General features: G+C 67.8%; 12 protein-coding genes and 1 tRNA gene. 9 read left to right on the top strand and 4 right to left on the bottom strand.

Features of this window, described 5'->3' with window-relative positions; translation table 11 throughout:
* The first annotated feature begins 6 nt into the window (after positions 1-6).
* Positions 7-1,032, top strand: a complete 1,026-nt coding sequence (locus ACAM51_RS26285; RefSeq protein WP_369642351.1) for an HD-GYP domain-containing protein — start codon at positions 7-9, stop codon at positions 1,030-1,032.
* Between the two features lie 88 nt (positions 1,033-1,120).
* Here the strand turns inward: ACAM51_RS26285 and plsY are convergent, their stop codons facing one another.
* From plsY to ACAM51_RS26270, 3 genes are all read right to left on the bottom strand, one after another.
* The gene (gene plsY, locus ACAM51_RS26280; RefSeq protein ID WP_218297521.1) at positions 1,121-1,783 is read right to left on the bottom strand and encodes a glycerol-3-phosphate 1-O-acyltransferase PlsY; all 663 of its coding nucleotides are present in this window, start codon (positions 1,781-1,783) and stop codon (positions 1,121-1,123) included.
* Between the two features lie 78 nt (positions 1,784-1,861).
* A complete protein-coding gene (locus ACAM51_RS26275) occupies positions 1,862-2,353 on the bottom strand; it encodes an aminoacyl-tRNA deacylase (RefSeq protein WP_218338770.1) in 492 nt (163 codons plus the stop codon).
* A 54-nt stretch (positions 2,354-2,407) separates the two neighbouring features.
* A complete protein-coding gene (locus ACAM51_RS26270) occupies positions 2,408-3,367 on the bottom strand; it encodes a LysR family transcriptional regulator (protein WP_369642350.1) in 960 nt (319 codons plus the stop codon).
* 178 nt (positions 3,368-3,545) lie between these two features.
* Here ACAM51_RS26270 and ACAM51_RS26265 point away from each other — a divergent pair, with 178 nt between their 5' ends.
* A complete protein-coding gene (locus tag ACAM51_RS26265; RefSeq protein ID WP_218338772.1) occupies positions 3,546-4,535 on the top strand; it encodes a tripartite tricarboxylate transporter substrate binding protein in 990 nt (329 codons plus the stop codon).
* A 21-nt stretch (positions 4,536-4,556) separates the two neighbouring features.
* Entirely contained in the window at positions 4,557-5,987 is a 1,431-nt protein-coding gene (locus ACAM51_RS26260; protein ID WP_369642349.1) for a M20 family metallopeptidase, read from the top strand.
* 141 nt (positions 5,988-6,128) lie between these two features.
* On the opposite strand, the gene ACAM51_RS26255 is transcribed toward ACAM51_RS26260, so the two are convergent.
* Positions 6,129-7,190: an aldo/keto reductase gene (locus ACAM51_RS26255; protein ID WP_218297526.1), complete on the bottom strand. Its 1,062-nt coding sequence runs from the start codon at positions 7,188-7,190 to the stop codon at positions 6,129-6,131.
* 340 nt (positions 7,191-7,530) lie between these two features.
* On the opposite strand from ACAM51_RS26255, the gene ACAM51_RS26250 reads away from it, so the two are divergent.
* The 6 genes from ACAM51_RS26250 to ACAM51_RS26225 all read left to right on the top strand — a co-directional run bounded on the left by ACAM51_RS26250 (position 7,531) and on the right by ACAM51_RS26225 (position 14,263).
* Positions 7,531-8,439: an alpha/beta fold hydrolase gene (locus tag ACAM51_RS26250; protein ID WP_218338773.1), complete on the top strand. Its 909-nt coding sequence runs from the start codon at positions 7,531-7,533 to the stop codon at positions 8,437-8,439.
* A 201-nt stretch (positions 8,440-8,640) separates the two neighbouring features.
* Positions 8,641-9,745 (top strand): peptide chain release factor 2 gene (prfB, locus tag ACAM51_RS26245; RefSeq protein ID WP_218297528.1). Its coding sequence is split into 2 segments (ribosomal slippage): positions 8,641-8,721 and positions 8,723-9,745, totalling 1,104 coding nucleotides; the frame shifts between segments, so codons are not numbered across the junction.
* Positions 9,745-10,419, top strand: coding sequence for an HAD family phosphatase (locus tag ACAM51_RS26240; RefSeq protein WP_218297529.1), 675 nt, complete (start codon positions 9,745-9,747; stop codon positions 10,417-10,419). The genes prfB and ACAM51_RS26240 overlap by 1 nt, the downstream gene beginning before the upstream one ends.
* Positions 10,403-13,144 carry an aminopeptidase N gene (gene pepN, locus ACAM51_RS26235; protein ID WP_369642348.1) on the top strand — a complete coding sequence of 914 codons (2,742 nt, stop codon included), beginning with the start codon at positions 10,403-10,405 and terminating at the stop codon, positions 13,142-13,144. The genes ACAM51_RS26240 and pepN overlap by 17 nt, the downstream gene beginning before the upstream one ends.
* Before the next feature lie 23 nt (positions 13,145-13,167).
* Entirely contained in the window at positions 13,168-14,175 is a 1,008-nt protein-coding gene (locus ACAM51_RS26230; RefSeq protein WP_218338775.1) for a class 1 fructose-bisphosphatase, read from the top strand.
* A gap of 12 nt (positions 14,176-14,187) precedes the next feature.
* A tRNA-Thr gene (locus ACAM51_RS26225) sits at positions 14,188-14,263 on the top strand.
* Positions 14,264-14,335: the final 72 nt, after the last annotated feature.

Here is a 14,335-nt window from a genome sequence, read left to right as displayed (position 1 = left end):
ATCGCCATGTCCGTCCACCATCACGCCGGCCACCACCACCACCACGCCGAAGGCGAATACGAGGACCTGCTGAGCCTGTGGGCGGACCTGGAGTCCGCGCTGTCGGTGCTGCTGTCCCGCCCGCTGCAGGTGCAGGACTTCGCCGCCAAGGTGCGCCAGTTCGATGGCTGGCTGCAAGACCTGGTGGCACACGATATCGACGCCGCGCTGTACCTGATGTTCCAGCTGGCCTCCACCTCCACCGTGGGCTACAGCGCCTCCCACGCCCTGGTGTGCGGCACGCTGTGCCACATCATGGCCCATGAGCTGGAACTGCCCGCGCGCGAGCGCGACAGCCTGGTGCGCGCGGCCTTGACCATGAACATCGGCATGACCGCCCTGCAGGACGAACTGGCCGAGCAGCGCGAGCGCCCCACCACGGCCCAGCAGGAGGCCATCAAGAGCCACCCGCTGGAAAGCCAGGCGCTGCTGGAGCGCCTGTTCATCAATGACGCGCTCTGGCTGGACGTGGTCGGGCAGCACCACGCCAGCATTGCCGACCGTGTTCCGCTGGCCCAGCAAGAGCCCGAAGACCGCCTCACCCGCGTCCTGAGCACCATTGACCGCTACGCGGCCATGATCAGCCCGCGCAAGTCGCGCGCAGGCCGCAGCGCGACCGATTCGGTGCGCGCCCTCGTGGGCCAGGAAGTGGACCAGCGCGATGAAGTGAGCTACACCCTGGTGCGCTCCATCGGGCTGTGCCCGCCAGGCACCTTCGTGAAGCTCGACAACGGCGAGACGGCCATCGTGCTGCGCCGCAGCGAAAAGGCCAACCACCCTTTGGTGGCAAGCCTGCTGGACCGCAGCGGCCACCACCACGCCCAGCCCAGCCTGTACCAGACAGCCAGTGGAAAACCCCGCATCCAGTCCGCGCTGGCCCGCTCCGCCGTGGGGCTGGAGCTCAACCACCGCACCATGGTGCGCCTGGGACTGTATGCGGCACAGCACAGCGCGGGGCTGCGGGGACTCATCACCGGGCCAGGGTCGCTCTGATCCCGATGAAAAAACCGGGTGGGGCCATGCAAAAAAAAGGCGGTTCCCGGCCGCCTTGGTGCCCGGCAGCGGCCAGCGCCGCCCGGCCTCAGCGCTTGCCGGGTGCCGCCTCGGCTCCCGGCTTGGCCTTCTTGCTGCCCAGGCGCGACTCCTTGCCTTCGATGAGCCGCTGGATGTTCTCCTTGTGGCGCCATGCCAGCAGCACGCCCATCACGACGATGGACGCGGCAATCGTGCCTTCGGCGTACCACACCACGCCATCCACCAGCAGGTAGTACACCGGAGCGAATGCCGCGGCCACCAGCGAGGCAAGCGACGAATATCGGAAGAAGAAGGCGATGATGAGCCAGGTGACGGCCGTGGCCAGCCCCAGCCAGACGCTGATGCCCAGCAGCACGCCCAGCGCCGTGGCCACGCCCTTGCCGCCCTGGAAGCGGAAGAAAACCGGCCACAGGTGGCCCAGGAAGGCGGCCAGACCCACCATGGCCACGGTGCCGTCCTCCAGCCCGTAGGGGCGGCCGAACCACATCACCAGCGCCACGGGCAGCCAGCCCTTCAGGGCGTCGAGCAGCAGCGTCACGATGGCCGCGGCCTTGCTGCCCGACCGCAGCACATTGGTCGCCCCCGGATTCTTGCTGCCATAGGTGCGCGGGTCGCTCAGTCCCATCACGCGCGTCACGATGACGGCGAAAGAGAGCGAGCCCAGCAGGTAGGCGGCCACGGCGGCGAGAACGGGATAGACGGCGGTCAAAGCAACTCCTCGGTAATCGGATGGTTCAGCCCTTGGAGGCTGTTCAATGGCTATTCATGGGCTGTTTTTCCCGGCGGCCTATTCTGCCAGCGCGCAATGCACGGGCTTCGCCCCCAGCAGCTGCACACACACCTGCGGGTCCAGCTGCACCAGAAAGCCCCTGCGCCCGCCGTTGATGGCGATGCGGGGCAAGGCGAGGATGGTCTCCTCGATGTACACCGGCATGGCGCGCCGTGTGCCGAACGGCGAAGTGCCACCCACCAGGTAGCCACTGTGGCGGTTGGCCACCTCGGGGGCACAGGGCTCCACCGACTTGGCGCCGATCTGGCGTGCGAGGTTCTTGGTGGAGACCTTGCGGTTGCCGTGCATCAGCACCAGCAGCGGCTTGGCATCCTGGTCCTGCATGACCAGCGTCTTGACCACGGTGAAGGGGTCGAGCCCCAGCACCTCGGCGCTGTGCAATGCGCCTCCGTGCTCCAGGTAGTCATAGGGGTGCTCGGTGAAAGCCACCTTGTTGGCCTTGAGCAACTGGGTGGCTTGGGTCTCGGAAACGTGTTCTTTCTTGGCCATGGTGCGGTGTGCGTAGGAAGCGAATGGTATCCAGTTGTGAACGCCCCTCGGCGGTCAGGGTGCGGCGGGCCGCATGGCCACCGCGGTCCTGCGCCGCCCCACCTTGCGCTTGCCGTACTGCTCGATGGCCGCCACCAGCGCCTGCGTGAACTGCTGCACCAGGGCCGACGGGACCCGCCCCTCGGCCGCCAGCACCTGCAGGCGCCGCTGCTGCAGCTGTGTTTCATCGAACGGCCTGGCCGCCAGCAGCCCGGCCTCCACCCAGCGCGCAGCCGTCAGATAGCTGGCCAGGGCCACGTCCTGGCCGCTGAGCAGCGGCAGCAGCGCCGAGGAAAAATTGCTCTCCACGGCAGGCACGTAGCGCAGGCCCTGCACCGCGCAGCTCAGGTCAAACAGCTGCCGCCCGGTGATGCTGCTGGCCCCCAGCAGCAGCGGGTAGCGCACCACATCGGCCACCGACACGCTGCGCTGGCACGCGAGCGGGTGCTGCGCCGGCATGATGGCGTAGATCGGTGCAATGGCCGAGTGCAGCAGCTGCAGCCCCTTCTCGGGAGCGACGCTGTATTTCAGCGCCAGGTCGACCTCGCCGCGCAGCGCCAGGGCCGACACCTCGTGCGGCACGGCCACCTGCAACTGCAGCTGCACCTGCGGGTGCGCCTGCCGGAAGGCCGACATCACCAGGGGCATGAAGGTGGCGGCGAAGCCCTCGGTGCAGGCCACGCGCACGCGCACCGCGCCTTGGGCCGACAGCCCCCGCAACTGCGCCATGAGCTCCACGGACTGCACGTCATGGGCGTTGGCATGCGCCAGCAGGCGGGTGCCCGCCTCGGTCAAGGCCATGCCGCGCGCCTGGCGCTCGAACAGCACCACCCCCAGGCTGTCCTCCAGCTTGCCGAGCTGGCGGCTCACGGCGGACGCGGCCACATGCAGACGCTGCGCCGCCTGGTTGACGGAGCCGGTGCGCGCCACTTCCAGAAAGTAGCGCAGGGGCAGGCTGAGCAGTGAAACGGGCATGGTGGGGAAATGAACAAAAAGAGAATGGTCAATTGCCAAATCTCTATCCATGGCAATGGTAAACCGGCGCCCATCTTGCATGGTTTAAGGCTCCAATTCACCCATGGCCGTGTGCCACAGCGGTGCCGCCTTCAAGGTGGCACCGCCTGCGCCACGGGCCCCACCTTCCGGAGTCCGCATGAAACGCCTTGTTCAAGCCTCTTTGCTGTCCGCCGCCCTGTCCTGCGCCGCCAGCCTCTCCCATGCCCAGGCGGCGGCGCCCGCCGATGCGTGGCCCCAGCGCCCGGTGCGCATGGTCGTGCCCTTTCCGCCCGGCGGCGGCACGGATGCCGTGGCCCGCGCACTGGGCCAGAAGCTGTCGGTGCGCCTGGGCAAGCCCGTGGTCATCGACAACAAGCCAGGGGCCTCCACCATCATCGGGACCGAGGCCGTGGTGCGGGCAGACCCCGACGGCTACACGCTGCTGGTGTCTGGCTCCACCAGCTACACGGTGAACCCGGCCCTGCGCAGCAAGCTGCCCTACGACCCCGCCAGGGACCTGGTGCCCGTGGCCACCGTGGCCCGCGCGCCCCTGGTGCTGGTGGTCAGCGCCACCGCGCCCTACAAGGACCTGAACGCGCTGATCGCCGCAGCCAAGGCCGCGCCCAAGGGCATTCACTACGCCACGTTCGGTTCCGGCTCGGGCCCGCACCTGGCGGGGGCGCTGCTGGAGCAGGCCGCGGGCATCAAGCTGCAGGACGTGCCCTACCGGGGCAGCAGCCAGTCGCTGATGGCCCTCATCGGCGGGGAAATCCAGCTCGGCATCGACACCGTGGCCGCCGCCGCGCCGCAGGTGAAGGCCGGCAAGCTGCGCGCGCTGGCGATTGCGGGCAAATCGCGCTCGAGCATGCTGCCCGGCGTGCCCACGGTGGAAGAACTGAAGCTGCCCGATGCGGTGTTCGACGCCTGGTATGCCATTGCCGCACCCGCCAGGACACCGGCGGCCATCATCAGGAAGCTGGTGGCTGACGTGGAGGCCGTGACCCGCGACAGCGGCATGCAGGAGCAGATGCGCGCCCAGGGCATGGAACCCGTGCACCTGGGGCCCGCGGCCACGCGCGCCGTGATCGACGACGAGATCGGCCGCTACCGTGCGCTGGCCCACCGCGCGCAGATCGTGGTGGAGTGAAGCTGACAAAAGGAGAACACGATGAACCGAGAGCAACTGATCCAGAACGTCCAGCGCTACTTCGACGACGGCCGCTTTGCCGGCGACCTGCGCCGCCGCGTGGCCTGGCGCACCGAGAGCGACACCGGCAAGGTGCCGCCTGAACTGCGCACCTACCTCACCGACGAAATGGTGCCGTGGCTTGCGCCCCTGGGCTTCGAATGCCAGGTGCTGGACAATCCCTCGCCCCTGGGCGGGCCCTTCCTCATCGCCCGGCGCGTGGAAGACCCGGCCCTGCCGACCGTGCTGACCTACGGGCACGGCGACGTGGTCAATGGCCAGGAGAGCAACTGGCGCGAAGGCCTCTCGCCCTGGGAACTGACCATCGAGGGCGAGCGCTGGTATGGCCGTGGCACCGCCGACAACAAGGGCCAGCACACGGTGAGCCTGGCGGCCCTGGCCCACGCCATCGAGGCGCGCGGCGGCCGGCTGGGCTACAACGTGACCTTGATAATGGAGATGGGCGAAGAGGCCGGCTCGCCCGGCCTGGGCGCGTTCTGCGAGCAGCACAGCGACGCGCTGAAGGCCGACCTGTTCGTCGCCAGCGACGGCCCGCGCGTGAATGCGGGCCACCCCACCCTCTTCCTGGGCTCGCGCGGCGCGATCAACTTCTCGCTCACCGTGCGCAGCCGCGACAAGGCCTATCACTCGGGCAACTGGGGTGGCGTGCTGGCCAATCCGGCCACCGTGCTCACGCACGCGCTGGCCACGCTCGTCGATGCCAAAGGCCGCATCCTCGTCAAGGGCCTGCTGCCGCCCGCGGTGCCCGGCAAGCTGCGCACAGCCCTCAAGGATGTGGTGATCGGCGCAGGCGCCGACGACCCCGCGCTCACGCCCGGCTGGGGCGAGCCGGGCCTCACGCCGGCCGAGCAGTTGGTGGGCTGGAACACGCTCGAAGTGCTGGCCCTGGGCGCGGGCTCTCCCCAGCGCCCGGTCAATGCCATTCCGTCCGGTGCGGTGGCGCACTGCCAGCTGCGCTTCGTGGTGGGCACCGACTGGCGCAACGTCGAGCGCACGCTGCGCGAACACCTGGACGCCCGTGGCTTCACCGACGTGGCCATCGGCATGGGCATGGTGTGCGGCGCCACGCGGCTGGACCTGCACAACCCCTGGGTGGACTGGACGCTGGCATCGCTGCAGGCCAGCGCGGGCCAGCGCGCCACGCTGCTGCCCAACCTGGCGGGCTCGCTGCCCAACGACATCTTCGCCGACCAGCTGGGCCTGCCCACGTTGTGGGTGCCGCATTCGTACCCGGCCTGTGCCCAGCACGCGCCCAACGAGCATCTGCTGGCCTCCGTGGCGCGCGAAGGGCTGGCGGTGATGGCGGGCTTGTTCTGGGACCTGGGCGAGGCCCAAGGCGTGCCGTGGAAAGCCGGCGCGCCGAACACACAAGAAGCCCCAGCGACGGCGTGAGCTACTGGCCGCGACCCATTGCGCGTGGCCTGAAAAACTGGCGCGGCCCCAGGCGAGAGACACCAGGCAAGGGCCGCCCCGCAGCGAGGGTTTCGTCCCCCTTCAAGGGGGAAGGCGCCGCAGGCGACTCAGGGGGAGCCCTTACAGTGCCGGGTCGCGCACTTCCCAGCGGATCGCGTCGATCGCCTGCAGCACCTCGGGCGGCAGCTGGGTGCCCCAGGCGTTCAGGTCTTCGTCGAGCTGCGCCACCGACGTGACGCCGATGATCGTGCTGGCCACCTGCCACTTGGTGTAGCAGAACGCCAGCGCCATCTGGGTGGGCGTGAGGCCGTTGTCGCGGGCCAGCTGGTTGTAGCGGCGCGCGGCGGCCAGCGCCTCGGGGCGGCCCCAGCGCTGCTTGCGCACGGATTCATACGTGGCGATGCGCGCACCCTGCGGGGCACCCGGGCCGGTGAGGCCGCTGCCGTCGTACTTGCCCGTCAGCAGGCCAAAGCCCAGGGGCGAATACGCCAGCAGCCCGACATTCAAGCGATGGCAGGTTTCATCCAGGCCGTTTTCCCAGGTCCGGTTGATCAGGCAATACGGGTTCTGCACCGTGGCCACGCGCGGCAGGCCGTGCTGCTCGGCCAGGCGCACGAACTCGTGCACGCCATAGGGTGTTTCGTTCGACAGGCCAATGTGGCGCACCTTGCCGGCCTTGACCAGGCCCGCCAGCGCGTCGAGCTGCTCGCGGATGGGGTTCTGCGACGTTTCCTTGGCCGGGTCGTAGTACAGGTTGCCAAAGGCAGGCACGTGGCGCTCGGGCCAGTGGATCTGATAGAGATCGATCACGTCGGTCTGCAGGCGGCGCAGGCTGCCCTCGCACGACGCCACGATGTCGGCGGCGGCCATGCCCTTGCCTTCGCGCACCCAGGGCATCCCGCGCGAAGGACCCGCCACCTTGGTGGCCACCACCAGCTTCTGGCGCGCGCCGGGGTTCCGGGCAAACCAGTTGCCGATGATGGTTTCGGTGGCGCCAAAGGTCTCGGCCCTGGCGGGCACCGAGTACATCTCGGCCGTGTCGATGAAGTTCACGCCACGGTCGAGCGAGCGCGCCAGGATGGCGTGCGAATCGGCTTCACCCACCTGCTCGCCAAAGGTCATGGTGCCCAGACAGATGGGAGTGACCTGCAGATCGCTGGTGCCGAGTTGGATTTTTTGCATGGGAAGAAGGAGTACGGGCAAACGAAGGACTGCGCAGAATAATGGATTTCGCCGTGCTCTGCAGGCCGCCTCGCCATGCCCGAAGGCCCCTGCCCCGCCATCCCGCGCGAGCTGGCTGCCGCCCTTGCCGGCGGGGCGATCGAGGGCTCCGACCACAACACGTCCATCGGCAAGGACCGTCCGGGTCCACCCGCAAGTCCACCGCATCGCCGCTGAGCCACCAGCCGCGCAGGCGACACCGAGGGCGGCAGGCATCCGGCCGCCCCATTACCATCCGGGGGCACCCGCAGGCCCTGGGCTTTGCGGGACTTTCCTGCCGCCCCACTTCGCGCCGCCGCCCATGTACACCCCGCTCAAGCCCTCCCGCAGCAGCACGCTGCCCCTGCGCCACCTGAACTACCACGTCCGCCACTGGGGCCCCGAGGACAGCGCGCTGCCCACCCTCGTCCTGCTGCACGGCTGGATGGACGTGAGCGCGTCCTACCAGTTCACGGTGGACGCGCTGCGGCAGGAGCGCCGCATCATCGCGCCCGACTGGCGCGGCTTCGGCCTGACCTCCGCCGCCCAGGCCGACCACTACTTCTTTGCCGACTACCTGGCCGACCTGGACCTGCTGCTGGACCACTGCGCGCCCGGCGAAGCCATCGACCTCGTGGGCCACAGCATGGGCGGCAACATCGCCATGATGTACGCGGGCGTGCGGCCCGAGCGCATCCGCCGCCTCGTCAACCTGGAGGGCTTCGGCATGCCCGCCTCGCGGCCCGAGCAGGCGCCCAGGCGCTATGCGCAGTGGATCGACGAGCTCAAGCAGCTGCGCAGCGGCGAACTGGCCCTCAAGACCTACGACAGCCAGGACGGCGTGGCCCGCCGCCTCATGAAGACCAACCCGCGCCTGTCCGAAGACAAGGCCCGGTGGCTGGCCGGCCACTGGGCCCGGCCCAACGCGCAGGGCCAGTGGGAAATCCTGGGCGACCCGGCCCACAAGATCACCAGCGCGCAGCTCTACCGGCTGGACGAGGCGCTCGCGCTGTACGGCCGCATCTCCGCGCCCGTGCTGGCCGTGGAGGCCAGCGACGACAGCCTGGGCCAGTGGTGGAAAGGCAAGTACAGCCTGGAGGAATACCACCAGCGCCTGACCCATGTGCGCGACGTGCGCACCGCCGTCGTGCAGGACGCCGGGCACATGCTGCACCACGACCAGCCCGGGCAGGTGGCACAGCTCATCGAGCAGTTTCTCGCCCCCTCCTGAGCAGCCTTCAAGCAAAAATGGCCTCCAGCGCTTATCCATCAAGCGCTGGCAGCTATCATTTTTGAAAGACCCGGCATCCGATGGCGCCACCACGGGCCAAGGCGGCCCGGGCGGGCGGCCCGCCTGGGGGCTTTGCCGGGGCGCGGTGCCGTCCCATGAGAAAATCGCTGGTTATTCCACAGAACACACAGGACAAGAATCATGGACGCAGAACGCATCAACCTCATCGGCACCACCCTCGGCGACCTGGCCCTGCGCACGCAAGAGTTACGGAGGTATCTTTGACTTCGATGCCAAATTCGAACGCCTGCGCACGGTAAACGCGTCGCTGGAAGACCCTTCGGTCTGGAATGATCCCAAGAAGGCCCAGGAGCTGGGCAAGGAACAGAAGTCGCTGAACTCCGTCGTGCTCACGCTCGACAAGCTCACGCGCGAGCTGGCCGACAACACCGAGCTCTATGAAATGAGCAAGGAAGAAGGCGACGAACCCGGCCTCCTGACCATCGAGGCCGAGACGGCCAAGCTGCGCCCGCTCATCGAAGAGCTGGAATTCCGCCGCATGTTCAGCAACGAGGCCGACCCGCTCAACTGCTTTGTGGACATCCAGGCCGGCGCCGGCGGCACCGAGGCCTGCGACTGGGCCAGCATGCTGCTGCGCCAGTACCTCAAGTACGCCGAGCGCAAGGGCTTCAAGACCACCGTCGAGGAAGAAACCCCGGGCGACGTGGCGGGCATCAAGAGCGCCACGATCAAGGTCGAGGGCGAATACGCCTACGGCCTGCTGCGCACCGAAACCGGCGTGCACCGCCTTGTGCGCAAGAGCCCGTTCGACTCGTCGGGCGGCCGCCACACCAGCTTCGCCAGCCTGTTCGTCTACCCCGAGATCGATGACTCGATCCAGATCGACATCAACCCGGCCGACGTGCGCACCGACACCTACCGCGCCTCCGGCGCGGGTGGGCAGCACATCAACAAGACCGACTCGGCCGTGCGCCTCACGCACATCCCCACCGGGATCGTGGTGCAGTGCCAGGACGGCCGCAGCCAGCACGGCAACCGCGACATCGCGTGGCAGCGACTGCGCTCGCGCCTGTACGACCACGAGATGCGCAAGCGCCAGGAAGAGCAGCAAAAGCTCGAGGACACCAAGACCGACGTGGGCTGGGGCCACCAGATCCGCAGCTACGTGCTGGACAACAGCCGCATCAAGGACCTGCGCACCAACGTCGAGATATCGGCCACGCAGAAGGTGCTGGACGGCGATCTGGACGCGTTCATCGAAGCCAGCCTGAAGCAGGGCGTGTGATGCACGCCGAGGCCATCATCTTCGACATGGACGGCACCATGATCGACTCCATGCCCTGGCACGCCAAGGCCTGGGTCGAATTCACCCGGCGCCGCGGCATGGACATCGACGTGCCCGATCTCATGGCGCGCACCACGGGCCGCAACGGCACCGAGTGCATCCGCGAGCTGCTGGGCCGCGATGTGCCGCAGGATGAGGCCGACGCGCTCACCCGCGAGAAGGAAGACATCTACCGCGAGCTGTTCGGGCCCCGCTTCACCGAAGTGGCGGGCTTTCGCCGCTTTGCCGCGCAGCTCGGCGAACGCGGCCTGAAAGTGGCCGTGGGCACCGCCGGCGATATCCACAACGTGCAGTTCGCGATGACACGCCTGGGCCTGGAGCCCGCGCCCCTGGCCATCGTGCGCGGCGACGAAGGCCTGCCCGGCAAACCCCAGCCCGCGATCTTCCTGGAGGCGGCGCGCCGCATCGGCGCCAGCCCCGCACACTGCATCGTCTTCGAGGATGCGCCTTTCGGCATCGAAGCCGCGCGCCGCGCGGGCATGCGCGCCGTGGCGATCTGCAGCACGCACAGCGCGCAGGAACTGGCCGGACCCCACGTGCTGGCCGCCGTGCGCGACTACACCGAACTCATGAACACCGACTTTCTGGAGAGCCTCCATGTTGCAACTGCATAAAGCCGACGGAAGCGGAGAAGGCGCCGGCCCGGCCGTCGCCATCCGCCGCGAGGACTACACCGCGCCTGCCTACTGGATCGACAGCGTCGAGCTCACGTTCGACCTGGACCCCGCCAAGACCCGCGTGCTCAACCGCATGCTGCTGCGCCGCAACCCCGAGGTGGCCGAGCAGCCGCTCAAGCTCGACGGCGAGGACCTGAACCTGGCGCGCGTGCTGGTCAACGGCCAGGGCACCTCGTTCAAGATGGAGGGCTCGCGCCTGGTGCTGGAGAACCTGCCCACGGGCACGGACGCCTTCGCGCTCGAGATCTTCACCACCTGCTGCCCCGCCAAGAACACGCACCTGATGGGCCTGTACGTGAGCCAGGGCACGTTCTTCACGCAGTGCGAGGCCGAGGGCTTTCGCCGCATCACCTACTTCCTGGACCGCCCGGACGTGATGGCCAGCTACACCGTCACCCTGCGCGCCGACAAGGCCCAGTACCCGGTGCTGCTGTCCAACGGCAACCTGGTGGACAGCGGCGACCTGGAGGACGGCCGCCACTTCGCCAAGTGGGTGGACCCGCACAGGAAGCCCTGCTACCTGTTCGCCCTGGTGGCGGGCAAGCTGGTGGCCCGCGAGCAGAAGATCAAGAGCCGTTCGGGCACCGAGCACCTGCTGCAGGTGTACGTGCGCCCCGGCGACCTGGGCAAGACCGAACACGCCATGAATTCGCTGATGTACAGCGTGGCCTGGGACGAGGCCCGTTTCGGCCTGCCGCTGGACCTGGAGCGCTTCATGATCGTCGCCACCAGCGACTTCAACATGGGCGCCATGGAGAACAAGGGCCTGAACATCTTCAACACGAAGTACGTTCTGGCCAGCGAGGCCACGGCCACCGACACCGACTTCGCCAACATCGAAAGCGTGGTGGGCCACGAATACTTCCACAACTGGACCGGCAACCGCGTGACCTGCCGCGACTGGTTCCAGCTGAGCCTGAAGGAAGGCCTGACCGTCTTTCGCGACCAGGAATTCAGCCAGGACCTGGCGGGCAGCCCCTCGGCCCGCGCCGTCAAGCGCATCGAGGACGTGCGCGTGCTGCGCACCGCCCAGTTCCCCGAGGACGCGGGCCCCATGGCCCACCCGGTGCGCCCCGACAGCTACGTCGAGATCAACAACTTCTACACCGTCACCATCTACGAAAAGGGTGCCGAGGTGGTGCGCATGATGCACACCTTGGTGGGCCGCGACGGCTTCGCCAGGGGCATGAAGCTGTACTTCGAGCGCCACGACGGCCAGGCCGTGACCTGCGACGACTTCGCCCAGGCCATCGCCGATGCCAACCCCGCGAGCGACCTGGCACGCCTGCTGCCCCAGTTCAAGCGCTGGTACAGCCAGGCAGGCACGCCGCGCGTGCGGGCCACGGGCCGCTACGACGCCGCCACGCGCTGCTATGCGCTCACGCTGTCGCAAAGCTGCGCCCCCACGCCCGGCCAGCCCGCCAAGGAACCCTTCGTCATCCCCGTGGAGCTGGGCCTGCTCAGCGACAGCGGCGCCCCCCTGCCCCTTCACTTGGCGGGCGAAGGCGCCGCGCAGGCAGCCTCGCGCGTGGTGGTGCTGACCGAAGCCTCGCAGACGCTGACCTTCACGGACCTGGACAGCGAACCCGTGCCCTCGCTGCTGCGCAACTTCAGCGCGCCCGTGGTGCTGGACATCGACTACACCGATGCCCAGCTGCTCACCTTGCTGGCGCACGATGCCGACGCCTTCAACCGCTGGGAAGCGGGCCAGCGTCTGGCACTGCGCATTGCTATCAATGCAATAGCTGACAGCGCACAACAGACAAGCGCTGGGGGCCATTTTGATCACCAGATCCTGCCGGCCGCGTTTGTGGAAGCGATGCGCGCGGTGCTGCGCAACCCCCTGCTGGATGCAGCCTTCAAGGAACTCGTGCTCACCCTGCCGTCCGAGACCTACATCGCCGAGCAGCTCGATGTGGTGGACCCGCAGCGCATCCACGCCGTGCGCGAAGCCATGCGCGAACAGCTGGCCCTGTCGCTGCAGGCGGACTGGGAGTCGGCCTGGGAGCAGAACCAGGACACCGGCGGCTACAGCCCCGATCCTGTCTCTTCGGGCCGCCGCGCGCTCAGCGGGCTGGCGCTGCACATGCTGTGCATCGCCGCCCAGAAGACGGGCGATGTGGTCTGGCCCGGCAAGGCCTACCAGCGCTTCAAGGTGGCCAGCAACATGACGGACCGCTTCAACGCACTGACCGCCCTGGTGGCCAGCGGCAGTGAACTGGCGGCCCCTGCCCTGGCACGCTTCCATGCGCTGTTCAAGGACGAACCCCTGGTCATCGACAAGTGGTTCGCGCTGCAGGCCGGCGCGCCGGACCGTGGCGGCAACGTGCTGCCCGCCGTGCGCCAGCTCATGCAGCACCCTGACTTCAGCCTGAAGAACCCGAACCGCGCGCGCAGCGTGATCTTCAGCTACTGCAGCGCCAACCCCGGCGCCTTCCACCGCGCAGACGCGGCGGGCTACGTGTTCTGGAGCGACCGCGTGATCGAGCTGGACGCCATCAATCCCCAGGTGGCCGCACGCCTGGCCCGGGCCCTGGACCGCTGGAAGAAACTCGCAGCCCCCTGGCGCACCTCCGCGCGCGAAGCCATCGCCCGTGTTGCCGCCAGGCCCGCGCTCTCCAACGACGTGCGCGAGGTCGTGACCCGTGCACTCGCCGAATAAACCACGACCAAGAAAGGACTGACATGGCAAAAAGCATCAGCCTGACCCGCTACCTCGTTGAACAGCAACGGGTGGACGGCCTCATCCCCTCGCAACTGCGCCTGCTGCTGGAAGTGGTGGCCCGCGCCTGCAAGAGCATCAGCCACGCCGTGAACAAGGGCGCGCTGGGCGGCGTGCTGGGCACGGCCAGCAGCGAAAACGTGCAGGGCGAGATCCAGAAGAAGCTCGACATCATCGCCAACGAGGTGCTGATCGAGGCCAACGAATGGGGCGGCCACCTCGCGGCCATGGCCTCGGAGGAAATGGACGGCATCTACCTGGTGCCCAACCGCTATCCGCAAGGCGAATACCTGCTGCTGTTCGACCCCCTGGACGGCTCCAGCAACATCGACGTGAACGTGAGCATCGGGACCATCTTCAGCGTGCTGAAAAAGCCCGATGGCGACCGTGGCGTGGAGGAAGGCGACTTCCTGCAGCCCGGCACCCAGCAAGTGGCTGCGGGGTATTGCATCTATGGCCCGCAGACCACGCTGGTGCTCACCGTGGGCGACGGCGTCGCCATGTTCACGCTCGACCGCGAACAGGGCTCGTTCGTGCTCACCGAGGAGAACGTGCGCATTCCCGAGGACACCAAGGAATTCGCCATCAACATGAGCAACATGCGCCACTGGGACGAGCCCGTGAAGCGCTACATCGACGAATGCCTGCAGGGCAAGGACGGCCCGCGCGGCAAGGACTTCAACATGCGCTGGATCGCCAGCATGGTGGCGGATGTGCACCGCATCCTCACCCGCGGGGGCGTCTTCATGTACCCCTGGGACAAGCGCGAACCCAACAAACCCGGCAAGCTGCGCCTGATGTACGAGGCCAACCCCATGGGCTGGCTGGTGGAGCAGGCCGGCGGCGCCGCCACCAACGGCAAGCAGCGCATCCTGGACATCCAGCCCACCCAGCTGCACGAGCGCGTCAGCGTGATCCTGGGATCAAAAAATGAGGTGGAGCGCGTGACAGCCTACCATTCCACGCTATAATCTGAGGCTTACGCCGGTGTAGCTCAGTCGGTAGAGCAGCTCATTCGTAATGAGAAGGTCGGGTGTTCGATTCATCTCTCCGGCACCAAGTCAGCAAAGAAAGCCCCGCTATTGGATAAATGGCGGGGCTTTATTTTTTGCGCATGCCGGGAGGGCCTGC

The organism is Acidovorax sp. A79, assembly GCF_041154505.1.
Taxonomy (GTDB): Bacteria; Pseudomonadota; Gammaproteobacteria; order Burkholderiales; family Burkholderiaceae_C; genus Acidovorax.
The sequence above is the reverse complement of the archived record's forward strand: the minus strand, read 5'-3'. Positions and strand labels throughout refer to the sequence as shown.

Coding starts and splice junctions, on each gene's coding strand:
- ACAM51_RS26260 (WP_369642349.1), top strand. CDS start 4,557: ATGAACCGAGAGCAACTGATCCAGAACGTCCAGCGCTACTTCGACGAC.
- ACAM51_RS26240 (WP_218297529.1), top strand. CDS start 9,745: ATGCACGCCGAGGCCATCATCTTCGACATGGACGGCACCATGATCGAC.
- ACAM51_RS26285 (WP_369642351.1), top strand. CDS start 7: ATGTCCGTCCACCATCACGCCGGCCACCACCACCACCACGCCGAAGGC.
- ACAM51_RS26255 (WP_218297526.1), bottom strand. CDS start 7,190: ATGCAAAAAATCCAACTCGGCACCAGCGATCTGCAGGTCACTCCCATC.
- ACAM51_RS26265 (WP_218338772.1), top strand. CDS start 3,546: ATGAAACGCCTTGTTCAAGCCTCTTTGCTGTCCGCCGCCCTGTCCTGC.
- ACAM51_RS26230 (WP_218338775.1), top strand. CDS start 13,168: ATGGCAAAAAGCATCAGCCTGACCCGCTACCTCGTTGAACAGCAACGG.
- ACAM51_RS26250 (WP_218338773.1), top strand. CDS start 7,531: ATGTACACCCCGCTCAAGCCCTCCCGCAGCAGCACGCTGCCCCTGCGC.
- pepN (WP_369642348.1), top strand. CDS start 10,403: ATGTTGCAACTGCATAAAGCCGACGGAAGCGGAGAAGGCGCCGGCCCG.
- ACAM51_RS26275 (WP_218338770.1), bottom strand. CDS start 2,353: ATGGCCAAGAAAGAACACGTTTCCGAGACCCAAGCCACCCAGTTGCTC.
- ACAM51_RS26270 (WP_369642350.1), bottom strand. CDS start 3,367: ATGCCCGTTTCACTGCTCAGCCTGCCCCTGCGCTACTTTCTGGAAGTG.